We start from the raw sequence: 23,658 nt of genomic DNA, 5'->3' as shown, positions 1-23,658 counted from the left end.
ACACATAGAAACTATAGAATGCATCTATCGCTTCACATTAGTTTTACTATTTATTTTTAGCATTTTCAGAACCTGTAAATCTGTCCCCACTTAGATATTATAGTATATCCATTTCCAAACAGGTTCTTAAGATTGGAAATACGTATTAATGTGCATAAGGTTTGAATATAAAGTACCTTTTTCAGCAATTAGTTAAATATTCTTCTACTTCTTTAATGGCTATCTGCAACCTCTCCTTTGCATTATTATTGATAACTAATTCGTTAAAAGGTCCTTTAAAAGTAGAAAAGACTTTTTTAAAAACAGAGGGTTCTTCTTTTACCATCCCTCCAATACCTATCACCAATTTTCCTTTCTCATTGGCTTCTTTTGCCAGCTGTCCGGGCCCTTTTCCCATCATGGTTTGATGATCGATACAACCTTCACCTGTTATTACAATATCACATCGATTAATTGCCTCAGGATAATTCAGCAGATTTCTAAAATATTCATAACCTTTTAATATATAGCTTCCATTAAAAGCTATGAATGGCAAACCTATTCCGCCTGCTGCTCCTGCTCCATTAATTCCTTTAATGTCAAAAGAAACATTTAATTGAAGATACTTTACCCAGTCCTGCATAGCATTTTCCAATTCAATCACATCCTGTGTTGTTGCACCTTTTTGTGGACCATATACTTTAGTAGCTCCATTTTTTCCAAGAATTGGGTTACTTACATCTGTAATTAAATTGACTCTAATTCCTTTTAATATTTTTTCGGCTCTTTTTATAACCTCAGAATTAAAACTTAGTAAGGGATTCGTTATCGGTAATGGTTCGCCAACCAAACCATATAATAAACCTACACTGCCATCAACGGTTGCACTACCTCCAAGAAAGAAGTTAATAAACTTAATTCCATTATCAATAACATGCTTAAACAACAATCCTGTTCCATAAGAACTCAACCGTAATGGCTTTTTATTATCTGGTTTAATATGAACCAAACCACTGGCACTTGCAGTATCAATATATGCTTCGTTCTTGTAAATAAAATAAGAAGCATTTATCGGGCTATAATCTGCAGTATAAGTATTTACTAAAGTATTTTTTGCATTTAAAGAATATTGAATGATATCCAGAGATCCTTCACCTCCATCAGCCATCGGAAGAGATTCACATTCATAACCTTTATTTATTAATTCAGAGGTAATTACTTCATTAACCTCAAAAGAAGACATAGTTCCCTTAAATGAATCGCAACAAACAAATATTCTTTTCATCACAGGCTATCTTTGAAGTTCTTTTGGTAAATAACTAACAAAGTAATACGGCCAGTTTTTTCCAGTAAAATATAACTTATTACTCTCTCTATCAAAGGCTAAGCCATTTAACACACCCTTACCCTCTAAATGATATTTTTCAATTATTTCAGAAAAATCAATCTGACACAATACCTTACCCGATTCAGGATCAAAAACAACCATAAATTGCTTACCCCATACATTTGCTAGTAAATATCCATCAATCCACTCTAATTCATTGAGCAGCATAACTGTTTCCTGATGATTGTAAACCGTCACCTGGTTAATAACTTCTAATGATTGTGGATCCATAAAATAGATCTTATCAGATCCGTCTGAAGCAATAAAAGAGTGGCCATCATTACAAAGTCCCCAGCCTTCATGACTATAAGCCTTTTTTTCAATTTCTTTTAAGTTCGAATCAAGTTGAAGCAACAAACCTTCTTTCCAGGTAAGTACAAAAATGGTATCATCAATAATTGTCAACCCCTCGGCAAAGAGATTTGAATCCACATTAATTTGTGCAGTAATTTCACCTGTGATGTGATTTATTTTGTTAACAGATGATTCCCCATACCTACCTGCTGATTCAAACAGAACACCATTATTGAATTCCAGACCTTGAGTAAATAAAGATGTATTGTGTGGAATGGTTATATAATTATCTATTGTAATGATTTTGGGAGCAGTATCGGCAAGAATGAGAATTTCTTTCTCAACCTGTTTTGTCCTTCGATTAGATAAATAGAAGTTCAGTTTAATCTTATGCAATCCACCAGGTCTAAGGTTTAATGGAAACAAGAATAATTTACCACCTACATTATAAACATCATCATCTATTAAAACTGAATCTATTACATGCTTTAAGCTTGTCGTAAAAGTTAGTGTATCATTATTTGAAAAAGCCAGCGTATTAAGATTGCTGTTAAAACTATTATTATTTAGTTTAACAACATTACATCCTGACAATAATATCAGGCTTAGAGCCCAAAATTTAAACGCCAGCTTTTTCATTGATATTAGAGAGGTTGTGTTTCAGCCATCTGATTTAATGCTTTTTCCAATACTGATCGTGGACTTGCCACATTAAAACGCATATAATACTCTCCTTCAACACCAAAACTCATTCCATCATTTAAACCAACTTTAGCCTTTTTTATCAAATGATTTTTAACCTCATTATGATTTAGATTCCATTCACTAAAGTTCAACCAAAGCAAATAGGTAGCTTCCGGAATTTGCATTTTCACTTCAGGCATTCTGCTTTTTAAAAATTCATCAACCAACATGATATTACCTTCAATATAAGAAGTCAATTCTTTTAACCAAGGCCTTCCTAAATTATAGGCTGATGTTAAAGCCAAACTACTAAATACATGTCCTAAATGCACCTGTAGTCGGTTTTGAACTTTTCTGTAAGCAGATAATAATTTAGGATTAGAAGAAATTACGTAAGAGGTGTTAAATCCGGCAATATTAAAAGTCTTGGATGGAGCCATGAAAGTGAGACAATTAGCTGCAGCTTCATCATTTATTGCAGCAAAGGCATTATGCTGTTTACCCCACCATACAAGATCAGAGTGAATTTCATCAGCCAAAACCAATACATTATGTTTTACACAAATTTCATGTATCTTAATAAGTTCTTCTTTCGTCCATGCTCTTCCAACAGGATTATGTGGGTTACAGAGAATAAATAGCTTCGTTGATGATTTGGATGCTTCTTTCTCGAAACTCACAAAATCAAAAACATATCTACCTTCTTCCTGAATCAAAGAATTCTTAATAAGCTTTCTTCCATTATCTGATACTACTGAATGAAAAGGAGGGTAAACAGGTGTATTGATAATAACACCATCTCCGGGTTCTGTTAATCCTAGTATTGAAAAGGCAAGTGCTGGTACAACTCCAGGCGAATATTCAATCCAATCAGATTTTACCTTCCAATTATGTTTATATTCGCACCAATCTACAATTGCTTCGTTAAAATCCTCTTTTCGAATTGTATACCCAAAAATTTCATGTGATGCACGTTTCTGAATCTGCTCATGTATTTCAGGGGCTGCCGCAAAATCCATATCTGCCACCCAAAGAGGTATCACATCCTCTTCTCCAAAATTCTTCTTTCTTAAATCAAACTTATATGTGTTTGTCTCAGATCTGTCAATGATTTTATCAAAATCGTACATGTCACTCCTTTATTATTCTGTTGTACAAAAAAAGGGCTTTAAGCCCTTTTCATTTGGTTCTATATATTATTATTCTAATGTGATATCAACAGTTGTTGTGTATTTATTCAGTGATTTATCTGTTACAACAAATGTAAGAGTATAATTACCTGACAGGCATGCTATTTCAATATCATCTTCAAAAAGATTAGTTGAAACAACTTTCTCCTTTTCACCGTTAAAACTGATCACAAATTGTTCTCCTGTTTCAGCCGGAGCCCACGGTGATCCAATCCCCTTTAAAACATTTGAAGTACTGGTTGCATGATAACTAATAGTTACAACACATTCAGATAAAGCACTATTATCTTTAAACGTTGCACTTAAATCCATTGGCAGGCCTCTTGAATAAGATGTAGAACCATTTGAAACCGGTTTCACAAACTCGATTGTTGGAGCTTCTGTATCTGGTTTAGGATCCTCACTTTTTTTACAACTTATTAAAAGTGAAACCAATAAACTTAGTGTTAAAACATTGATTAATTTCTTCATATAGTCGGTATTTTGAACAAATATAGTTTTTTATACCACTAAAACTAGATCAAATTTTCACAATATTTTCCGTAAACGTTTGCGATACCATCTTTTAATGAAATAGTTGCTTTCCAACCCAATTTCTCCATTTTTGAAACATCCATTAGTTTGCGCATAGTGCCATCAGGTTTAGTAGCATCCCACATCAATTCGCCTTCATAACCTACAACATCTTTGATGGTCAAAGCCAAATCTTTAATAGTAAGATCTTCGCCACAACCAATATTAATATGTGTATTTCTTATTTCTGTTTTACCTTCAGCTACATCGTTAAATGTAATCTTATTCATTACATAAATACAAGCCGCTGCCATATCATCAGAATGCAGAAATTCACGCATTGGCGTTCCACTGCCCCATAAAGTTATTACTACTGATTGATCTTTTTGATAAATACCATACTTCTCAAGAATAGCAATCTTTTCTGTTTGATCAGAATCTCCTGAAACACCTTCAATAGGTCGGGTATTTAAATCTGTATCAATAGCATCCCAGTCGTTGTTTTTCAATAATTTACCCAAATGCATTTTTCGAATTAATGCCGGTAAAACATGGCTGGTTTCCAGATTATAGTTATCATTTGGACCATACAGATTGGTTGGCATCACTGAAATATAATCAGTACCATACTGAAGATTATACGATTCACACATTTTTATACCTGCAATTTTTGCAATAGCATATGGTTCATTCGTATATTCCAATTCTTCTGATAACAGGTAATCTTCTTTTAATGGTTGAGGGGCATTTTTGGGATAAATACAAGAACTTCCTAAAAACAAAAGCTTTTTAACTCCAACCTGATAGGAAGAATGAATTATATTATTCTGAATTTGAAGATTTTCGTAAATAAAAGCTCCACGATACGTATTGTTGGCCATTATTCCACCAACTTTAGCTGCAGCCAAAAAAACATATTCTGGTTTTTCTTCTTCAAAAAATTGCAAAACAGCTTTTTGATCAAGTAAATCAAGTTCTTTACGGGTGCGTGTCACGAAGTTATCATAACCTTGTTCTTTCAGTCCCCTTAAAATAGCAGAGCCGACCAATCCACGATGGCCGGCTATGTATATCTTTGCATTCTTATGCATTACTCGAAGTAATTAAGTGTTTGATATCCTCCTTCTCGAAGATATTTATCTTTTTTCATCAGTTTCACATCCGATTCCATCATATCCTTTACCAAACCGGCAAGATCATACTCTGGTGTCCATCCCAATTTCTCTTTCGATTTAGTTGGATCCCCAATTAATAACTCAACTTCAGTCGGACGATAATAACGTGGGTCAACCTTTACAACTTCCTTACCAATCTCAACCTGATATTCAGGATTGTTACAAGCTTTAATATAGCCTACTTCTTTTTCAGCTTCACCTTTAAACTCAAGTTCAATTCCTACCTCAGCAAAAGCCATGCTAACAAAATCACGAACTGTAGTGGTAACACCGGTAGCAATAACATAATCTTCAGGCTTTTCTTGTTGTAGAATTAACCACATCGCCTTAATATAGTCTTTTGCATGTCCCCAGTCACGTTTAGAATCCATATTACCTAGAAATAAACAGTCTTGCATACCCAAACCTATTTTGGCAACTGCTCTGGTAATTTTACGTGTTACAAATGTTTCTCCACGCAATGGGCTTTCGTGATTAAACAAAATACCATTACAGGCAAACATGTTATAAGCCTCACGGTAATTTACTGTAATCCAGTAGGCATACATTTTAGCAACAGCATACGGACTTCTTGGGTAAAAAGGTGTTCTTTCCGATTGAGGAACTTCTTGAACTAAACCATATAGTTCTGAGGTCGAAGCCTGATAAACTCTGGTTTTTTCAGTCAAACCTAATAATCTGATTGCTTCCAATATTCTTAATGTTCCAATACCATCAGCATTGGCAGTATATTCAGGTGTATCAAAACTTACCTTAACATGGCTCATTGCAGCCAAGTTATAGATTTCATCCGGCTGAACTTCCTGAATGATACGAATTAAATTAGTTGAATCAGTTAGATCACCATAATGCAATGTGAAATTACGGTTTTCAACATGAGGATCCTGATACAAATGGTCAATACGATCGGTATTAAACAAACTCGAACGACGTTTAAGACCATGAACGATGTATCCTTTTTTCAATAAAAACTCAGACAGGTAGGCTCCATCCTGACCTGTTACACCTGTAATTAAGGCAACTTTGGGCATAATAAATTAATTAAATTCTCTCAGTTATTTTAGATTATTCCAGTACCAGTTAATGGCCTCTTTTAAACCTTGTTTTATACTATATTGAGGATCATATCCTAATAACAATCTTCCTTTATCAATCGAAGCAAGACTATGAGGAATATCACCTTCCCTTTCAGGTCCATAAACAATTTCCACTTCAGCTATTTCTTTATCAAAGTCAGATAAAAACTCTTTTAACCAACTTACCAATTCATTCAACGTTGTACGTTCGCCGTAGGCAACATTATAAACTGTATTAATAGCTTCAGTGTTATCCACTGTTGCAGCTAATTGATTAGCCTGAATAACATTCTCAATATAAGTAAAATCACGTGAAAAAGCACCATCTCCGTTGATGATTGGTGACTGTTTTTCGACCAGCAATTTAACAAATTTTGGTATAACTGCCGCATAGGCACCATCAGGATCTTGTCTTCGCCCAAACACGTTAAAATAACGTAAACCTATGATTTGCATATTGTATAAACGTGCAAAGACATCAGCATACAACTCATTTACATATTTTGTAATAGCATACGGAGACAAGGGTTTACCAATAATATGTTCAACTTTAGGCATATTTTTGCTATCTCCATAAGTAGATGAACTGGCAGCATAAACAAAACGTTTTACCCCGGCATCACGTGCAGCAACCAACATATTTAAAAACCCACCAACATTAACATCGTTGGAAGTAATTGGATCTTTTATCGAACGAGGTACAGAGCCTAAAGCAGCCTGATGTAATACAACATCCATTCCTGCCACAGCATTATTACAATCTTCCAAATTTCGTATATCTCCTTCAATCAAAGTAAAATCAGGATTTGAAAGAAAAGGTTCTATATTAATTCGTTTACCTGTTGCAAAATTATCCAGACAAACCACTTTATTTCCTTGCTTCAACAATGTTTCAACCAGGTTAGAACCAATAAAGCCAGCTCCTCCCGTTACTAACACAGATTTATTTTCAAGTTTTCTCACGTCTTATTTGGTTTTAATAACTGTAAAAATAACAAGCTATTTCTTTGCTTTCCTATTCTGAATCAATAAGTTTTATAAAATTCAGTATTTTGATGATGAACGTAAAAAAAGCGGCAAAAATTGCCGCTTTCTATAATATTGAATTTAATATTTGTTACTTCGCATAACTAATAGCACGAGTCTCCCGGATAACAGTAATTTTAACCTGCCCAGGATAAGTCATTTCAGTTTGGATCTTACGGGCTATGTCATATGATAACTCTTCAGCTTCTTTGTCAGTCGTCTTTTCAGCACCAACAATTACACGTAATTCACGACCTGCCTGTATTGCATAGGTTTTCATTACACCAGGGTAAGATAAAGCCATTGATTCAAGATCTTTCAAGCGCTTAATGTAAGCCTCAACAATCTCACGACGAGCACCAGGACGAGCACCTGAGATAGCATCACAAACCTGGATAATAGGAGCAATCATGGTTGTCATTTCCACTTCATCGTGGTGAGCACCGATTGCATTACAGATATCTGGCTTCTCTTTATACTTCTCAGCCAGTTTCATACCTAAAATTGCGTGTGGCAATTCCGGATCTTCATCCGAAACTTTACCAATATCATGCAATAGACCAGCTCGTTTAGCACGTTTGGGATTCAAGCCAAGTTCTGATGCCATGATAGCACATAAATTGGCTGTTTCGCGTGAGTGTTGTAATAAGTTTTGTCCGTATGATGAACGATACTTCATTTTACCTACTAACTTGATTAATTCAGGATGTAAGCCATGAATTCCCAAATCGATTGAAGTACGTTTACCGGTTTCAATTATCTCTTCCTCAACCTGCTTACGAACTTTGTTAACAACCTCCTCAATACGTGCAGGGTGAATACGTCCGTCAGTAACCAATTGATGCAAGGCCAAACGGGCAATTTCACGACGCATTGGATCAAAAGCTGAAAGCACAATTGCTTCAGGAGTATCATCTACAATAATTTCAACACCTGTGGCAGCCTCCAGGGCACGTATATTTCGTCCTTCACGACCAATGATACGCCCTTTCATTTCATCAGAATCAATATGGAAAACAGTAACTGAGTTTTCAATAGCTGTTTCAGTTGAAACACGTTGGACTGTTTGAAGTACAATTCTTTTAGCCTCTTTATTTGCGTTAATCTTAGCCTCATCCATAATATCGTTAATGTACGACATTGCTTCTGTTTTGGCTTCAGCCTTCATGCTTTCGATCAACATCTCTTTGGCTTCTTCTCCTGACATACCAGAGATCGCCTCCAACTGTTCAACCTGTTGCTTATGCATATGCTGAACATCGGATTCACGTTTTTCAACTAACTCCAACTGAACTGTTAAATTGTCACGAATTGCATCAACTTCTTTTCTTTTGCGTGCAATTTCTTCCAATTTTTGAGCTAAAGAACTTTCTTTTTGCTTAATTCTGTTTTCGGCAACAACAACTTTTGAATTTCGGTTGTTGATTTCCTTTTCGTGTTCTGAGCGTAACTGTAAAAATTTCTCTTTGGCTTGAAGGATCTTATCCTTCCTGATCACTTCAGCTTCCGCCTCCGCTTCTTTTATGATCTTTTCACTTCTGGATTTCAGTGCCTTTGAAATAAACAGCCATGTTAAAAGGCCACCAACCAAAAATGAAACAATACCAATTGTTATTTCAATTCCCATCTTTATTGGTTTATATATATAAAAAAGCCGCATCATAATGAACTAGACTGAATGACTTCAGATTAGTACATATAATGCGGGTATATTGTAAGCTACAAAAAACTTTCTAAAAAACCTGATCTGTTTTATCAGACAAAATGCTCTCCAACTGATCATTTAAATCACGAACAGCTTCAATCATAGGATCTACATCATGTCGGTTTTCCAACTCTAATAATTTAATAACATACTGAAGCGAGGCCATTGCCAAGAAATCCTGTACATCTTTATCAGAGTAGCGTTGTTTATATTGTAAAACCTTATCGTTAATCAATTTAGCTGCCAGACGAATACGCTCTTCATCCTTACGATCAATTCGTAAAGGATAAAAACGGTCTGCTACATTTACTCGTATTGAGAGTTTATCGTCCATTTATTCAGCTTAACGGTTTAACAGTGCAATACACTTATCAATTTCCCGCACAATTTGGTTGATCCGCTTCTTAGTATCACCAGCTTCTGTTGTTCCTGATACTAAGTCTTTCGTTAATTTTAAATTATTGAATCGTTGTTCAAGGTTGGTATAATCTTTATTAACCAACTCCAATTGTTCGGTTAATTGTGTTTTCTCTTCTTCTAACAATCTCACTTCCGCTTCCAATCCCTTATACCGAGCAATCAGCTTATTTATTTTGTCCTTTAATTCAACAATTAATTCGCTATTTGGATCTGTCATAAACCAAATTTTTCCTTACAAAGTTAACATTGGTTTTAAAATATAAAAAAAAACCTTTAACTCTTTTTGCAGTTATATTGTTAATAACGTAATATTCTGAAAATTGCATCATTCGGAAGTGATACATTAAGTTTTAATTGAATTCAATAGAATTTAGATATTTTTGCAAGATATGAAACTGGATAAGCGAAATAGATTAGAAGATTGGCTGCCTACATCGGCCAAAGAGGTGGAAAAGAGAGGTTGGGACAGTCTGGATGTAATTCTATTCACAGGTGATGCCTACATAGATCATCCTGCATTTGGTGCAGCTGTAATTGGACGAATGCTCGAATCTCACGGTTTAAAAGTGGCAATTGTGCCCCAACCTAACTGGCGGGATGATTTACGAGACTTCAAAAAACTGGGTCGACCAAATTACTTTTTTGGTGTTACTGCAGGTGCGATGGATTCTATGGTGAATCATTACACTGCTAATCGACGATTGCGCTCCAATGATGCCTATACACCTGACGGAAGAGCTGGTCAGCGACCAGACTATGCTTCTGTTGTCTATTGTAATATCCTAAAAGAGCTTTATCCGGATGTACCTGTTTTGCTTGGAGGAATTGAGGCTTCGCTGAGAAGAGTAACACATTACGATTACTGGTCAGATAAGCTTAAACCCGGGATTTTAGCTGATGCCAAAGCTGATTTAATGGTTTATGGTATGGGTGAGCAACCACTTCTTGAAATAATCCGATTAATAGAACGTGGTGTGCCATTAGATTCTCTAAAAACAATTCCTCAAACTGCATTTTTGAATGATACAGATCAGGAGTTACCTAAAAATAAACACTGGAAAGATATTGAGTTGGCATCACATGAAGAATGCCTGGAAGATAAATTAAAATATGCCCGAAATTTCCGTTACGTTGAGGAAGAATCAAACAGATGGAATGCAGCCAGACTGGTGCAAAAAGTAGGTAATCAACAGATTGTGATCAATCCACCTTATCCACCAATGTCAACCGGTGAATTGGATGCATCGTTTGATCTGCCTTATACCCGATTACCGCATCCGCGATATATTGCAAAAGGTCCGATTCCTGCATTTGAGATGATTAAATTCTCGGTAAATATGCATCGAGGATGTTTTGGCGGATGTAGCTTCTGTACCATTTCTGCACATCAGGGTAAATTTATTGCATCCCGATCGAAGGAGAGTATTATGAATGAGGTGGAGCAAATCACTGAGATGCCCGATTTTAAAGGATACCTTTCTGATTTAGGAGGCCCAAGTGCCAACATGTACAAGATGGAAGGTAAAAACCTTAAGATTTGCCAACGATGTACACGACCATCATGTATTCATCCAAATATCTGTACCAATCTAAATACCGATCATACTGCCATGACGGACATTTACCAATCGGTAAGTAAAATGAATGGCATAAAAAAAGCATTTGTCGGTAGTGGTGTTAGATACGACATGCTTTACAACAATATGGCAAGTTCGGAAGAAAAGGAAAGCCATAAAAAATACATGGAAGAACTGATTACAAATCATGTTTCCGGCAGATTAAAAGTGGCACCTGAACATACTTCAGACCAGGTATTGAATGTAATGCGCAAACCAAGCTTTAAGTTGTTTTACAAGTTCAAGGCCGATTTTGACAGCATCAACAAAGCAAAAAAGCTAAATCAGCAAATTATACCATACTTTATTTCCAGTCACCCGGGCAGTGAAGATATTGATATGGCAAATCTGGCTTGTGAAACACATGATCTGGATTTTAAATTAGAGCAGGTACAGGACTTTACTCCTACTCCAATGACTGTAGCAACAGTTATTTATTATTCAGGATACCATCCTTACACCTTAGAAAAAATCTACACTCCTGTTTCTCAAAAAGACAAGCTGGGACAACGTATGTTTTTATTCTGGTATAAAAAAGAATACCAGCAACAGATAAAAGATCGATTGAAAAAACTCAATCGTTTTGATATGATTAAAAAACTTTTCCCTGAAAAAGAACGGGATCATAAAAATCTTCCTCCTAAAAATGCTAAGTTTAAGAAGGGAAAACCTCAAAAGTTCAGAAAAAAAAGATAACAGACATATTGTATATTAATAAATTATCAAATGAAAAAGATTTATATCCTTCTCCTTAGTATCGCATTCACAGCATGTGCAGAGCTTACTCAGATTGTACAAAATCTTCCTCTTGACATTCCTCTAACTGAAGAAGAAGTTGCCAATGGATTGAAGGAAGCTTTGCGCGTAGGCACTGATTCTGCCTCAGCAAGATTAGGGGTTACCAATGGATATTATGGCGATGAACTGGTTAAAATCATGCTCCCTGAAGAAGCTAATATCATAGTAAAAAACATCTCTAAAATACCGGGTGGAGATAAAATGATTGAAGATGTAATTAAAAGCATTAACAGATCAGCAGAAGATGCAGCCAAAGAAGCAGGAACAGTTTTTTGGGGAGCTGTAAAAAAAATGACCATTCAGGATGCTTTCACGATTTTAAAAGGTGATACAGATGCTGCAACACAATACCTAAAAGCCAATACATATCAGGAACTTTTTAAGTTGTATAATCCTAAGATTCAATCTTCTTTGGATAAAGAAATTGCTGCAGGTATTTCAACGAATGAATCATGGGAAACACTTACCAGTAAGTGGAATAAAATTGCGGATAATCCACTGGGACAAATGGCTGGATTAAAAGCTGTAAATGTAGATTTGGACCATTATCTGACTGAAAAAGCACTTAATGGCTTATTTATTAAAATTGCAGAGGAAGAAAAGAACATAAGACAAGACCCTGCTGCGCGTGTTAATGATATTTTAAAAAGAGTTTTTAAATAAACCCATTTCAAAATGTTTATAAGTAAAATGACAAAACTATGCTGACATTTTACTTTAACTATTGCCTTTAACCTTTTAACTTGAAATATGAAACCACTTTGCGAATTACTTCAAATTACCCGCTACGGAATGGGCGAAGGAGATGAAGAATTAGGTTTAAAATTAATCGGTAATTATTTGCGAATTCTGGATGAAGACAGTCGTTTACCTTCGTTTATTGCATTATACAATAGCGGTGTTAAGTTGATCACGAAAGACAGTCCTGTGATAGAACAAATGAAGAAACTGGAAGAAAGAGGCGTTAAAATCATCGCTTGTGGAACCTGTCTTAATTTCTATGGTATTAGTGATGAAATACAGGCAGGAATCAAAGGAACCATGATGGATATTATCACTTTGCAAACTAACGCAGACAAAGTAATCAATCTGTAAGGAAAATAATTATAGAAAAACACCTTGTAATCGCAACTGAAAACAAGGTGTTTTTAATTTTATAGTACAAATGTTTATTCTTGATATGTAAGAATACCTAACGCACTTACACCCTCAGCAATTACTTCAGATTGCTTTGATGCACTGTAATTTGTAGGGTTAATTGTATACAAATAATTATCATTGTCTGATGTAACAACCGGAACAATCAACTGATTTTTAGATGAATCAACAAATGGTTCGCCTACCAAAAATGGATCATCTTCTATACCTGATGCAACTGCAAATCCACTCACCCAATTAAATGTTTTTGCAGCAACATCGACTACTGCAAAACGATCAGCATTTACACCAAATGTTGCATTGCTCCCAATGCCAGGATACATAGATAAAATAAAAGTTGAACCTCCCATGTAATAACTTCTGAAGAGATTATAGCCTCCGGATGCTTCTGTTATATTGAAAAAGTAATCCTTATCAAATTCAAATTCACCAGCATTAATTTTTAGTATTCCCGATGGAATAATTGTTTCATCAGCCACAACATAATTTGTCTGTCCGGATGAAAACACATATAAATCACCACTTTCCACAACTTCTAACCCTGTTAGACCTTGCGAATATTTTTGACCTGCCACAAAACCCGTTCTACCCTCATCTTTTATTACTTGTTTAACAGTGTAATCAGAATTAAAAACTACTACATATGTGATGTTAAAATAATCTGAGGAGAAATTTGAAGAACTTATACTACGAGCTCCAGCAATCATATATCCCTCATATTCTGCAATATCTGTTAAATATCCAGCTTCACCCACTTCAAGTAGATCGTTGGTCACAACAGTATATGCTTCAGATATATCTGTTTCTGGATCGATTTCATAAAAATAAGCCTTATTTGCAACTGTTACATCTCTTAATCTGTCGGAATAGGCAACAACTAGTTTACCATTAACCACACCTTTGGTATGAATTGAAACTTCAAGACCAATCTCGTTACGTTGCTCTACTTCACCATTTTCATTCAATACATAGGAACCTGTTGTCCCGGCAGCGGTTTGATTGTATAAAAATCCATAGGCAACTTTATCATCAATAAATGTCCAAAAACTATTTCCAACAGATTGAAGGGCACTCGCTGAAGTGGCATCAAAGATATAGTCAGTACCAATAGCATCTCCTGTTACCAGATAATCATTTTCACCAGAAGAAGCGATTACCAAATATTTAGAGGTTGAATTATCTTCCCCTTGACCATCACCATCTTCTTTTTCACATGAGGTAAATGATATCATGCCTAAAACAGCAAATAGTATCAAACCTAAAAGTTGATTTTTTACTTTCATAAGATTACTTTTTATAATTATTTAAATATTAAACTACTTTAACTCTTACTATTGATGTAGTATCTGAATTTAGCCGAGAAACTTCGTCCCGGCTTCTGTAAACTGAAATTGTCGTATAGCTTAGCATCAGTTAGGTTTTTACAATCGATGGATAAATTATATCTACCTTGTTTCCATGAATAAACCACGCCTACATTATGACTCCATTGGGTAGGTATTTTTTCTGCTGAAGCATATGTACCCCAATCATTTGCAAATTCATGGATAAATTGCAAAGTGTATCTAATACTTAACCGACTATCCATCATCCATAAATCATTAAAGAAATATCCTGCATCAGCATTACCAAAGAAATTTGGTTGATTGGGAACGACAGCCTTGTAATAAGTATTGAAGTTTTCCGTATCATAATTCATTGGTTTTTGGTACGACAGATTTGCTCCACACGTAAACCGATCCCCATTAGAACACCTTATTTCAGCATCAACACCAGGAGTTTTAACCAAGGAAATATTTTCATACGACTCACCTCCTTTTTTCATATCAACTGTACGTTTTATAAAATCCTCCGTGTGTCGATAAAAGAAATTTAAATCTGTGCTTATGAAATTTTTTTGCTTTATCTGTTTATTAAAATGGATACCAAAATTGAAATTATTACTTGTTTCAGGTAAGAGCGACAGATTTTGTTGGGGCTCAAGAAAAACCTGTCCGAATAGCTCCTGACTTGTTGGCATTCGAAATGTATTCTCAAAATTCGCTTTTAGTTGAAGTATATCAGCTATGAAGTAAGTTGTTGTAAAACCAAAGCCCCATCTTGAATCATCCTTTGAAACCATCATATAATCTTCAACGCCCCCTACAACCTGATTAATATATGCCGATGAATAATATGAATATCGTTTTGTAAAAATTGATGTCTTTAGTTTCTCGCTAAAATCATTATTTAAACCAATACCTAAAATATTCCTGTTATTTACACGCGGATACTGATTCATTTTATCGTCAATATCCAAAATATTGTATCCTTCTCGCGAAAAGAAGTTACTAACATTGTTTATTGTAAAACGATGTCCTTGAAGGAATTCATAATCAATATTGGCATTAATAGTTCCGTTATTATCATTATATCGGTAATCAGAAGCCGGTGTCACCTCTCCTTTTGAATTAGATAGTCTTCGCTCTCCCAACCAGTTGTATTGCCAATAAGTTGTATCTACATTATGTCCTTCTCCAAAATTATAATTGGCTGCAAGATTTATATTCAAATTTTCTATAAAAATATCATCCTTTGAATACAATATAGATGGCATTATGGTACTTGAAGTATAGTGTTTATCGCCATATACAATATTGATGTAGGCAGGATGCTGAACTTCCTGATATTCCTGACCATAAGTAAAACCAAACAAAAACTGATCAGCAAATCGTTTGTTTACTAATCCTAATTTAAGAATGGCAGTTTCGTTATGGTATGTATCATGAAAACGCTGAACTCGTTGGGGATTTGTATATAAATTAGTTTCAAAATCAAGCACTTTAACACCATCCACGAAATAATTATTATCTGAATAGTTCTGGTAAGCACTTAATTGTATGGTAAAACCTTTATCAGAGGTATGTCCGGCATTTACGAAAGTCATATGGGTATTAAAAGAACCATATGAGTAGGACGCATCAAGATAAGTACCAGGATTTTTCTTAGTTACAATATTAACAGCACCACCTAAAGCATCGGAACCGAAATTAATAGGTACAACACCTTTGTATACCTCAATTCGTTCTGACATATTTACCGGCAAATTATTAAGTTGAAAAGCAGAACTCATAGCATCCATAGGCATTCCATCAATAAAGAAACGAACATGACGACCACTTAGGCCATTAATAGTAACATTGCTTTTTGATCCTAATCCACCTTCCTGGTTTATTTTCACACCAGGTGTCTGATCCAAAACTTCGGTCAGGTTAATAGCTGCATTATGAAAAGGTTTAGCATCAATGGCAACCACATTAAATCCAGTCTCTTCAACCATACGAACATTTGATTTTGCTATTATGGTTGCTTCCGTTAATGAAGTCTCCGGATTGGGCTCCAATATTACATTCGGTAGATTAACAATATTGCGGTCTATATTTACTTTAAGTTCATGTTTTACAAAACCTACATTAGAAAATACAATTGTCTTTTGTCCAAATTCAATATTTAGTAGGTAATTTCCATTTTCGTCAGTAGTAGTTGCATTATTTGTATTCTTTTCATGAATAATGGCAAAAGCAACCGCCTTTCCGTAATTATCTATTACTGTACCTGACAAGCTTGCTACTTGACAATAAGAAATAATTGAATAACATAAAATCAGTGTACAAAGGATTGCTTTCCTCATTGAGATAAAGGCTAATTATTAAACATGATGCAAAATTAGGTTTGCTTGTAAGCCTTAACAATCCCCACTATTAGCGAATTTTAGTTTTCAATTATTTGCTAATTATCTAAACTCTTCATCTTTGAATTGCTCTAAAAATAGACTCAACAATCTAACAATCTGTAAATTAAAAACATTATCATTAAAAACTACTCCTTGATTTTAAATCCCAACATTAAGCGATTGTGCAGACTTTATCTGCTGTCTACATTTGAAAAATAAAAATCTGTAAGGCAGAGAATATAAAAACTAAAGAAGAATGAAATACTATACCTTAATCATTTTAATAATCATATATATTAGCAATGTTAATTCACAATCTATTTCTATAGGTGAAAAAATACAGATTTATTCAACACATCTTAATGAAGAAAGGGAGATATTGATCCACTTACCAGATAGTTATTTATCAATTGATTTTAAGGACAACCAATACCCGGTTTTATATGTATTAGATGGAGAAAGGTTATTTAATCAAACAGTTACAATCGTTGATGCATTGTCTAAAGGACTGTATCGTTACCTACCTGAAATGATAGTTGTGGGTATTATAAATACCGATCGTTCTCGAGATTTAACCCCTTCCAACGATACTATATTACACAATAATATACCTATTCATAGTAACAGTGGAGGTGCTGAATCTTTCAGATATTTCTTAGAATCAGAATTGGGTAATTACATCAATCTACACTATCGAACCAATGGATTTAATATACTCTCCGGTCATTCTTTCGGTGGACTTTTTACGATTTATTCGTTCCTAAATCAATCGAACTTCTTCAGCACTTATTTAGCTCATGATCCCAGTCTTTGGTGGGATAATCAAAGCCTGATTGAAAATATGGAAGATTCATGGAGTAAAATTTCATTTGATACAACAAGTCTATACCTTTCTGTTGCTGCAAAGGATACAATAGAAAAAGATAGGTTTAACCATACTGAATCAATTTTAAAATTTCAACAATTCATTGATGAACATCCAAAAAATTCATTGTATTTCAAAAGTGAATATTTCGGAAATGAAGATCATGGGACAATTACTATTCCTGCCACTTTTAATGGATTAAGAGCCATATTTAGCGGCATTACCTTGCCTGTTAAAAAGATTCCATTCGATACAAGTTTAATTGAAGAGACGTATGTGCAATTATCTAATAGATTAGGAAACAATTTCTTACCAGAATCAAATCTCCTGGATGATTTAGCAAAATATTGTAAAAAGGTGAAACAATACCAGGCAGAATTAGAAATCAGAAAAATGCATGTGCGATATTATCCCAACAGTTCATATGCTCATTCTGCCCTTGCTGAATATTATTATCGCCATAATATGAAGGATTTAGGAGATAAACACAAAGAGATATCAACCTTACAAAAACAACCATAAAATATACATATGAAAGTAAAACATTTATTTGCTAAAATTCATTTGTGGATGGGATTGATCACATTCCCAATTGTGTTTTTTGTCTGTATTACAGGAACAATTATTGTATTTGCAGACGAAATTATTGAATTATCAGCTGGCAAGCATCGATATGTTAAAGAAGTACGTGATGAAAAAGTGGCAATAGAAACAATTCTGGATAACCTAAAAAGAGAATATCCCAACAGAAGAATCCCAAGTTATATGGTTGCCTACAGGGCACCAGAACGAAGCATTAGATTTAACAGTTATGATCCTCAAAAAGGACTTCGAATGATATATGTGGATCCATATAGCGGTAAAATTTTAAAAGACGACGGAACCATCAATTTTTTTTATGTTACAGCACATCTTCATAGTTCGTTTATGTGGCACGGGCCAGGAGAATACATTGTAGATATCTCAATAATTGTTTTCATCATTCTACTTATTACAGGTCTCATTTTATGGTGGCCAAAGACATGGTCAAAAAAACATTTAAAAGGAGCGTTTACAATAAAATGGAATGTTTCATTTAAACGTTTGAACCATAATTTTCACAGTGTGTTTGGTTTTTACACTCTTGCTTTGGCTTTAATATTAGGATTAACAGGATTAATTATAGCATTCAAACCATTAGCAGCAACAACTACTGACTTATTGGGAGGTAACTCCAAAACACCATGGGAAGCAACTTATCCTTCTTTTCAACCTGAAATAAAAGATAACTACCCTATTAATAAAATTATAGAAAAAACACTAAATCAATTTACAGATAAAGACCAGCTTCAAATATTCACCTATTTTTTAAGCAGAGAATCAGGTATTATCCCGGTAAAAGCAACAAAAAATGTAAATTTAAAATCAACAACAGAGCTTGATTTTATTGTATTTAACCGATATACCGGAGAAAAATTAGATATTGGAGATGAAGCTGTTTTAACTGAGCAAATTAAAAATCTGTTTTGGACTTTACATATGGGATCATGGGGATTGCTGGGTAAGATAATAACATTTATAGGTGGATTAGTCATTAGTCTTATGCCCTTAACAGGATTTTATATTTGGTGGCAAAAACATAAAGCTTCTAAAAGGGCAAAAGCAAAGTTTTCAACTATTAATTGAGAATCTTAAAAAATATCATATAGCGGTTAATTGCATTAAACTTCAGGATATGCAATACCGCTATAATGTTTTTAAGAACTAATTTCCAAATTCAAATAGCTTTCCCTGCCAGGTATCTCGTTCTTTAAGGCGCTTCTCTACTTTAGATACAAACTCAAAATTCTTCAATCCCCATCTGGGAGCTATTAATAAATCATGAGGCGCCTGACTGATAAAACGCTCCAAAATAACATTCGGATTCAATCGCTCAATAAAATCAACTACTATTTCAATGTATTCTTCAGCAGAAAATAATTGAAAACTTTCTGGATTATTCCTGAATTTTTTAGCAAACAAACTTCCTTTAACAATCTGTAATTGATGTAACTTTAGAAAATTAACTGGCAATTTTGATACTTCAGAAGCATGAAGCAATATGTCATCTCTTGTTTCTCCGGGAAGTCCCATTATTAAGTGCAAACCAACCGGAATATCATATGATACAATCCGCTGAGTAGTTTGAACTGTTTCATCATATGTATGTCCCCTGTTGATATCAATAAGAGTCTTTTCAAGGGTTGACTCAGCTCCTAATTCAATAGCAATATAATAGTCTTTTTGCCACGTTGCCAGATGTTCCAATAAATCATCGGAAATACAATCTGGTCGGGTACCAAGTACCAACCCCTTTACCAATGGATGATCCAATGCTTCTTTATACAATTTCAGTAACTCTTGCGTATCTCCATAGGTATTACTGTATGCTTGAAAATAAGCAAGATACTGCATTGTTTTATATTTGGGTTGAAAAAATGAAATACCCTGCTCAAGCTGTTGTGATATAGTTTTTTCAGGACCACAATATGACGGATTAAAAGTGCTGTTGTTACAAAATGCACAGCCCCCAACTCCTTTTGTTCCATCTCTATTCGGACAGGTAAATCCGGCATTAACAGAAAGCTTTTGAACTCGCTCACCAAAGGTTTTCTTTATATAAGAGCTATAATCGTTGTATCGTTTATTATTTCCCCAACTATAATTCATGCATTATTTCTTGAAGCGGCAAAGGTAGCCAAACAAATGAAAATGTTAATAACTTAAGAAGGGTATCTGATTTAATGACAAGAACTACTGACTACAATTGATTAATAAAAAAAGGAAGCATGCTTATTCAACATACTTCCTCCAAAATTACTTTTATATTTTATTTCTAATGCTTTGAAGCATAGGTTCCATGTGATTTCAACAGAGAAGCTTGCTGTGGGTGATGTCCAAGCCATATCACTTCACCAGTATGTAAATCATATATGGCTCCTTCAACAATTAGTTCTCCCTTTTCAACTAATTCACGGGCATCGGGACTATGAGTTAATAGATCCTCAATGGATTGCCATACATTATTTTCAATGGCAGCATTTAGCAATTCCTCTGAAAATTCAGATCCATGCTTGTGTTTTGCATGTTTTACTGCCGGAGCAATATTATCAACCAATGCAGGTATGCTTCCATGTACTTTATCACCTCTTGTAACTGCTGTAACAGCTCCACAACTTGAGTGTCCCAAAATAACCAAAACCGGTGTATGTAAATGTGCTACTCCATACTCAATTGAACCTACTTCATCAACGTCACAAACATTTCCGGCAACCCTGATTGAAAATATATCTCCAATACCAACATCAAAAACTAATTCTACTGGTACACGTGAATCAGAACATGCAATAATTGTTGCAAACGGATGCTGTCCATTCTCCCAGGTTAGATTTCTTTGATGCTGATTTAAATGCGGATGTGAACTCACTCCATTCACATACCTTTCATTACCTTGCTTTAATTGCGTTAAAGCTTCCTGTGGCTTTATATCCTGTGCATGAGCACTAGTAAAAACCATACAAATACCTAATAACAATGCAGTTTTAGCACTGTACCCCCAATTCAATTTTAATTTCCCCATTTTAAAATTGTAAAAAGATTAATTACCCCTTTTAATTAAACTGTATAATCTCTTTATACTACGTATTTATTTAAAAGTTTCACACCATCCAACCTCTACTAGTCTGATTTACAACATTTAAAGAAATTTAGAATAATTGAGTCTAAAATTCTATTATAAGAATTTAATGAAGAACCAATAAATCAACATCATAAATGATCATTCAATCCTCAATATTAAATTACAATTACATACCTTTTATTTTCTGTAATTCTTTCATTTTATCATTCCATGCTTTACAAGCAGCATAAGTTGCTTCAGCAAAAGGAATCAAGTCCTCAAAATCGGCATATAAACGATCCTCAACTAAATCGTGTAACTCACTTGCTTTTAACCCGGCCTTAAATTTTAGTTTATTTACTTCTTTCTCTAAATCTTTAATTTCTTCAGTACTCATAACAATCAGTTTTAATTAATAAAAATTAAAAGATTACAATTATGATGCAAACTAAAAAACACCTCTGAATTTCAAACTCTTAAAAAAATAGCACCAACCAAATAGTAAGAAATAAAAAGATTCTATTACATATATGTAACAGTTAATTTATTTGGCTCAAATACAAATATCACTAAGAATTTACAATCAATTATTATAGTAATAATATATATTGTTTAAACTTTTAGCTAAAAGTTTAACTTTATATCTTCATTAAAATTATTTACAAAAACTCTTTATATTTTTAATTTAACCTTATAAGTTCGTAATGATTTACAACTCACACATTCATACTTTTAAAGAAAGCGATATTCCACGTGCCTTTTTACCCATTGGTTTAGTCCGTATTCTTGCTACCAAAGCTGGTTTCAGAGTTGTTTCAAAGCTTTTAAACAATATTAATCCATTTTCAGATCAGGATACCTTCGATCGATATATTCGTTTTGTTGAAATTGGTCGCATGTCATCTCAAAAAGACATTTTTGAGCGCTGTTCAAAGTTTTATCCTGAAGATACCAAGTTTGCAATACTTGCGATGGACATGGCTTATATGGGCGCCGGTAAGGTGCCACGAGATTATAAAAATCAGTTAAAAGAGTTAGCAGAATTAAAAATAACTCACCCACAAGTCTTACCCTTTATTCATGTTGATCCACGCAGACCATACATTATGGATTTGCTAAAACAAAGTATTGAAGAGTGGAACTTTACAGGAGTTAAAATTTATCCACCTCTGGGTTATTTTCCATATGATGAAAGAATGTATCCTGTTTATGAATATTGTCAAAACAATAACTTACCTGTCATCACTCACTGTAGTCCATTTAATCCGGTGCATTTTAAAGGGACGAAAAAGAATTTAATAAAACTTTTATCAAAATCACAAACCCCTATTGAGACCAAAGGGAAAAAGCGTAAAGAACTTTGTGCAATGTTTACTCATCCAAAAAACTGGGAACAGGTTATGAATGATTTTCCTGATTTAAAAATAAGTCTGGGGCATTTTGGTTCTGCATATTATTGGGAAGAATTTCTTGACAAACCAGGTAATCCTGATAACTGGTTCACAATTATTAAGGATATGTTACCTAAGTATAAAAACCTGTATTCCGACATTTCATTTACACTGAATGACAAAAGGTTCTTTCCTGTTTTAAAGATATTATTGGGTGATGAGAATATTAATGATAAGATTTTATTTGGTTCGGATTACTACATGGTACAAACCGAAACTACTGAAAAGAATTTTAGCATTGATTTGAGAGGCTATTTGGGTGAAAATAACTATAAGTTAATTGCAGAAAGCAATCCTAAAAACTTTTTTAATACATAAGAACTTTTAATAAGAAATGGGACATTAAAAGACCCATAAAATATCTTTTTCCTGTTTAGAATTTAACATTGTTAATGAAGATCATTTCTAACTCATTTTTGCAATTAGAACAAAACTGATGACTTTTTAAATCTATATCCTCTACATAAGTACTCGACATCATTACACATCCGGGCGTATGGCAATGAATTAAACCGAAGGTATGCCCCAACTCATGAATTATTTCCTTACTGAATCTCTTTAACGTTAATCTATCATTTCTATTCATTCCATAACGCTCATTATTTAACCGAAATGAAGAAGCAATTCCTGAACGGCCATTTAAAAATGCCTGTCCATAAATGAAAGTTAAGATTTCGATAAATAAGTCAACTGTAAATAATCCAATAGTTTTGGTGGTATCTGATGCATATTCAGTATCGATTAAATGAATAAGCTGATCGGCATCATATTGGCTGCGCGATGGATCAAAAAACTGACTCATGTCGATAAACCCTTCCTTATATTCCACTTGCACCTGCAGTTCTCTTTTAACATCCCTGGCAATTATTTCAAGATTTGGTTTCTCTATTTGCCCAAAAGATATTAAAGTGATTTTACAAGGATTCATTTCTCAACATCTTAATAATCAGCAGATCATTTTTGTCGCTTTTT

Annotated in this window: 22 protein-coding genes; 6 read left to right on the top strand and 16 right to left on the bottom strand. The window is 34.2% G+C overall.

Annotated elements, in window-relative coordinates; translation table 11 throughout:
- Positions 1 to 181: 181 nt before the first annotated feature.
- From ACRD62_RS11425 to ACRD62_RS11380, 10 genes are all read right to left on the bottom strand, one after another.
- Entirely contained in the window at positions 182 to 1,264 is a 1,083-nt protein-coding gene (locus tag ACRD62_RS11425; RefSeq protein ID WP_430820243.1) for a glycerate kinase family protein, read from the bottom strand.
- A gap of 6 nt (positions 1,265 to 1,270) precedes the next feature.
- On the bottom strand, positions 1,271 to 2,299 hold the full coding sequence (locus ACRD62_RS11420) for a glutaminyl-peptide cyclotransferase (protein WP_430820242.1): 1,029 nt from the start codon (positions 2,297 to 2,299) through the stop codon (positions 1,271 to 1,273).
- Positions 2,300 to 2,304: 5 nt separating this feature from the next.
- The gene (locus ACRD62_RS11415) at positions 2,305 to 3,474 is read right to left on the bottom strand and encodes a MalY/PatB family protein (RefSeq protein ID WP_430820241.1); all 1,170 of its coding nucleotides are present in this window, start codon (positions 3,472 to 3,474) and stop codon (positions 2,305 to 2,307) included.
- Between the two features lie 69 nt (positions 3,475 to 3,543).
- Complete coding sequence (locus ACRD62_RS11410) at positions 3,544 to 4,005, bottom strand: DUF4625 domain-containing protein (protein ID WP_430820240.1); 462 nt, start codon at positions 4,003 to 4,005, stop codon at positions 3,544 to 3,546.
- A gap of 44 nt (positions 4,006 to 4,049) precedes the next feature.
- Positions 4,050 to 5,138, bottom strand: a complete 1,089-nt coding sequence (locus ACRD62_RS11405) for a GDP-L-fucose synthase family protein (protein WP_430820239.1) — start codon at positions 5,136 to 5,138, stop codon at positions 4,050 to 4,052.
- Positions 5,138 to 6,253 (bottom strand): GDP-mannose 4,6-dehydratase, encoded by a 1,116-nt coding sequence (gene gmd, locus ACRD62_RS11400; protein WP_430820238.1) that lies wholly within the window; start codon positions 6,251 to 6,253, stop codon positions 5,138 to 5,140. Before gmd ends, ACRD62_RS11405 begins: the two co-directional genes overlap by 1 nt.
- 24 nt (positions 6,254 to 6,277) lie before the next feature.
- Entirely contained in the window at positions 6,278 to 7,261 is a 984-nt protein-coding gene (locus tag ACRD62_RS11395; RefSeq protein ID WP_430820237.1) for an SDR family oxidoreductase, read from the bottom strand.
- A 154-nt stretch (positions 7,262 to 7,415) separates the two neighbouring features.
- Positions 7,416 to 8,951 carry a ribonuclease Y gene (rny, locus tag ACRD62_RS11390; RefSeq protein WP_430820236.1) on the bottom strand — a complete coding sequence of 512 codons (1,536 nt, stop codon included), beginning with the start codon at positions 8,949 to 8,951 and terminating at the stop codon, positions 7,416 to 7,418.
- A 106-nt stretch (positions 8,952 to 9,057) separates the two neighbouring features.
- Positions 9,058 to 9,363, bottom strand: coding sequence for a cell division protein ZapA (locus ACRD62_RS11385; protein WP_430820235.1), 306 nt, complete (start codon positions 9,361 to 9,363; stop codon positions 9,058 to 9,060).
- A 9-nt stretch (positions 9,364 to 9,372) separates the two neighbouring features.
- Entirely contained in the window at positions 9,373 to 9,666 is a 294-nt protein-coding gene (locus ACRD62_RS11380; protein ID WP_321410387.1) for a hypothetical protein, read from the bottom strand.
- Between the two features lie 172 nt (positions 9,667 to 9,838).
- Between ACRD62_RS11380 and ACRD62_RS11375 the strand changes: the two genes are divergently transcribed.
- From ACRD62_RS11375 to yedF, 3 genes are all read left to right on the top strand, one after another.
- Positions 9,839 to 11,761 (top strand): YgiQ family radical SAM protein, encoded by a 1,923-nt coding sequence (locus ACRD62_RS11375; protein ID WP_430820234.1) that lies wholly within the window; start codon positions 9,839 to 9,841, stop codon positions 11,759 to 11,761.
- Between the two features lie 30 nt (positions 11,762 to 11,791).
- Entirely contained in the window at positions 11,792 to 12,526 is a 735-nt protein-coding gene (locus ACRD62_RS11370) for a DUF4197 domain-containing protein (RefSeq protein WP_430820233.1), read from the top strand.
- Between the two features lie 87 nt (positions 12,527 to 12,613).
- Entirely contained in the window at positions 12,614 to 12,958 is a 345-nt protein-coding gene (gene yedF / locus ACRD62_RS11365; RefSeq protein WP_430820232.1) for a sulfurtransferase-like selenium metabolism protein YedF, read from the top strand.
- A 74-nt stretch (positions 12,959 to 13,032) separates the two neighbouring features.
- On the opposite strand, the gene ACRD62_RS11360 is transcribed toward yedF, so the two are convergent.
- Both ACRD62_RS11360 and ACRD62_RS11355 read right to left on the bottom strand, forming a co-directional pair.
- Positions 13,033 to 14,304 (bottom strand): DUF4374 domain-containing protein, encoded by a 1,272-nt coding sequence (locus tag ACRD62_RS11360; protein WP_430820231.1) that lies wholly within the window; start codon positions 14,302 to 14,304, stop codon positions 13,033 to 13,035.
- 38 nt (positions 14,305 to 14,342) lie between these two features.
- Positions 14,343 to 16,691 carry a TonB-dependent receptor gene (locus tag ACRD62_RS11355; protein WP_430820230.1) on the bottom strand — a complete coding sequence of 783 codons (2,349 nt, stop codon included), beginning with the start codon at positions 16,689 to 16,691 and terminating at the stop codon, positions 14,343 to 14,345.
- 298 nt (positions 16,692 to 16,989) lie between these two features.
- On the opposite strand from ACRD62_RS11355, the gene ACRD62_RS11350 reads away from it, so the two are divergent.
- Positions 16,990 to 18,120 carry an alpha/beta hydrolase gene (locus ACRD62_RS11350; RefSeq protein ID WP_430820229.1) on the top strand — a complete coding sequence of 377 codons (1,131 nt, stop codon included), beginning with the start codon at positions 16,990 to 16,992 and terminating at the stop codon, positions 18,118 to 18,120.
- A gap of 9 nt (positions 18,121 to 18,129) precedes the next feature.
- Complete coding sequence (locus tag ACRD62_RS11345; protein ID WP_430820228.1) at positions 18,130 to 19,263, top strand: PepSY-associated TM helix domain-containing protein; 1,134 nt, start codon at positions 18,130 to 18,132, stop codon at positions 19,261 to 19,263.
- A 78-nt stretch (positions 19,264 to 19,341) separates the two neighbouring features.
- On the opposite strand, the gene mnmL is transcribed toward ACRD62_RS11345, so the two are convergent.
- The 3 genes from mnmL to ACRD62_RS11330 form a co-directional block, all read right to left on the bottom strand.
- Entirely contained in the window at positions 19,342 to 20,286 is a 945-nt protein-coding gene (mnmL, locus tag ACRD62_RS11340; protein WP_430820227.1) for a tRNA modification radical SAM protein MnmL/YtqA, read from the bottom strand.
- Positions 20,287 to 20,452: 166 nt separating this feature from the next.
- Positions 20,453 to 21,196, bottom strand: a complete 744-nt coding sequence (locus ACRD62_RS11335; protein ID WP_430820226.1) for a carbonic anhydrase — start codon at positions 21,194 to 21,196, stop codon at positions 20,453 to 20,455.
- A 226-nt stretch (positions 21,197 to 21,422) separates the two neighbouring features.
- Positions 21,423 to 21,632 (bottom strand): CCE_0567 family metalloprotein, encoded by a 210-nt coding sequence (locus tag ACRD62_RS11330; protein ID WP_430820225.1) that lies wholly within the window; start codon positions 21,630 to 21,632, stop codon positions 21,423 to 21,425.
- Between the two features lie 307 nt (positions 21,633 to 21,939).
- On the opposite strand from ACRD62_RS11330, the gene ACRD62_RS11325 reads away from it, so the two are divergent.
- Positions 21,940 to 23,004: an amidohydrolase family protein gene (locus ACRD62_RS11325; RefSeq protein WP_430820224.1), complete on the top strand. Its 1,065-nt coding sequence runs from the start codon at positions 21,940 to 21,942 to the stop codon at positions 23,002 to 23,004.
- 55 nt (positions 23,005 to 23,059) lie between these two features.
- On the opposite strand, the gene ACRD62_RS11320 is transcribed toward ACRD62_RS11325, so the two are convergent.
- Complete coding sequence (locus ACRD62_RS11320) at positions 23,060 to 23,614, bottom strand: archaemetzincin family Zn-dependent metalloprotease (protein ID WP_430820223.1); 555 nt, start codon at positions 23,612 to 23,614, stop codon at positions 23,060 to 23,062.
- Positions 23,615 to 23,658: the final 44 nt, after the last annotated feature.

Origin of the sequence: Carboxylicivirga caseinilyticus (assembly GCF_050589785.1) — a bacterium.
Lineage (GTDB): Bacteria > Bacteroidota > Bacteroidia > Bacteroidales > Marinilabiliaceae > Carboxylicivirga > Carboxylicivirga caseinilyticus.
This window is presented reverse-complemented; position numbering and strand designations above follow the sequence as displayed.

What these genes read in the sequence shown, in the direction of transcription:
- ACRD62_RS11385 (WP_430820235.1), bottom strand. Translation starts at nt 9,363, where the DNA reads ATGGACGATAAACTCTCAATACGAGTAAATGTAGCAGACCGTTTTTAT.
- ACRD62_RS11410 (WP_430820240.1), bottom strand. Translation starts at nt 4,005, where the DNA reads ATGAAGAAATTAATCAATGTTTTAACACTAAGTTTATTGGTTTCACTT.
- ACRD62_RS11420 (WP_430820242.1), bottom strand. Translation starts at nt 2,299, where the DNA reads ATGAAAAAGCTGGCGTTTAAATTTTGGGCTCTAAGCCTGATATTATTG.
- ACRD62_RS11330 (WP_430820225.1), bottom strand. Translation starts at nt 21,632, where the DNA reads ATGAGTACTGAAGAAATTAAAGATTTAGAGAAAGAAGTAAATAAACTA.
- yedF (WP_430820232.1), top strand. Translation starts at nt 12,614, where the DNA reads ATGAAACCACTTTGCGAATTACTTCAAATTACCCGCTACGGAATGGGC.
- ACRD62_RS11325 (WP_430820224.1), top strand. Translation starts at nt 21,940, where the DNA reads ATGATTTACAACTCACACATTCATACTTTTAAAGAAAGCGATATTCCA.
- ACRD62_RS11355 (WP_430820230.1), bottom strand. Translation starts at nt 16,691, where the DNA reads ATGAGGAAAGCAATCCTTTGTACACTGATTTTATGTTATTCAATTATT.
- ACRD62_RS11360 (WP_430820231.1), bottom strand. Translation starts at nt 14,304, where the DNA reads ATGAAAGTAAAAAATCAACTTTTAGGTTTGATACTATTTGCTGTTTTA.
- ACRD62_RS11370 (WP_430820233.1), top strand. Translation starts at nt 11,792, where the DNA reads ATGAAAAAGATTTATATCCTTCTCCTTAGTATCGCATTCACAGCATGT.
- mnmL (WP_430820227.1), bottom strand. Translation starts at nt 20,286, where the DNA reads ATGAATTATAGTTGGGGAAATAATAAACGATACAACGATTATAGCTCT.
- ACRD62_RS11425 (WP_430820243.1), bottom strand. Translation starts at nt 1,264, where the DNA reads ATGAAAAGAATATTTGTTTGTTGCGATTCATTTAAGGGAACTATGTCT.
- ACRD62_RS11320 (WP_430820223.1), bottom strand. Translation starts at nt 23,614, where the DNA reads ATGAATCCTTGTAAAATCACTTTAATATCTTTTGGGCAAATAGAGAAA.
- rny (WP_430820236.1), bottom strand. Translation starts at nt 8,951, where the DNA reads ATGGGAATTGAAATAACAATTGGTATTGTTTCATTTTTGGTTGGTGGC.
- gmd (WP_430820238.1), bottom strand. Translation starts at nt 6,253, where the DNA reads ATGCCCAAAGTTGCCTTAATTACAGGTGTAACAGGTCAGGATGGAGCC.
- ACRD62_RS11380 (WP_321410387.1), bottom strand. Translation starts at nt 9,666, where the DNA reads ATGACAGATCCAAATAGCGAATTAATTGTTGAATTAAAGGACAAAATA.
- ACRD62_RS11345 (WP_430820228.1), top strand. Translation starts at nt 18,130, where the DNA reads ATGAAAGTAAAACATTTATTTGCTAAAATTCATTTGTGGATGGGATTG.
- ACRD62_RS11375 (WP_430820234.1), top strand. Translation starts at nt 9,839, where the DNA reads ATGAAACTGGATAAGCGAAATAGATTAGAAGATTGGCTGCCTACATCG.
- ACRD62_RS11335 (WP_430820226.1), bottom strand. Translation starts at nt 21,196, where the DNA reads ATGGGGAAATTAAAATTGAATTGGGGGTACAGTGCTAAAACTGCATTG.
- ACRD62_RS11405 (WP_430820239.1), bottom strand. Translation starts at nt 5,138, where the DNA reads ATGCATAAGAATGCAAAGATATACATAGCCGGCCATCGTGGATTGGTC.
- ACRD62_RS11350 (WP_430820229.1), top strand. Translation starts at nt 16,990, where the DNA reads ATGAAATACTATACCTTAATCATTTTAATAATCATATATATTAGCAAT.
- ACRD62_RS11415 (WP_430820241.1), bottom strand. Translation starts at nt 3,474, where the DNA reads ATGTACGATTTTGATAAAATCATTGACAGATCTGAGACAAACACATAT.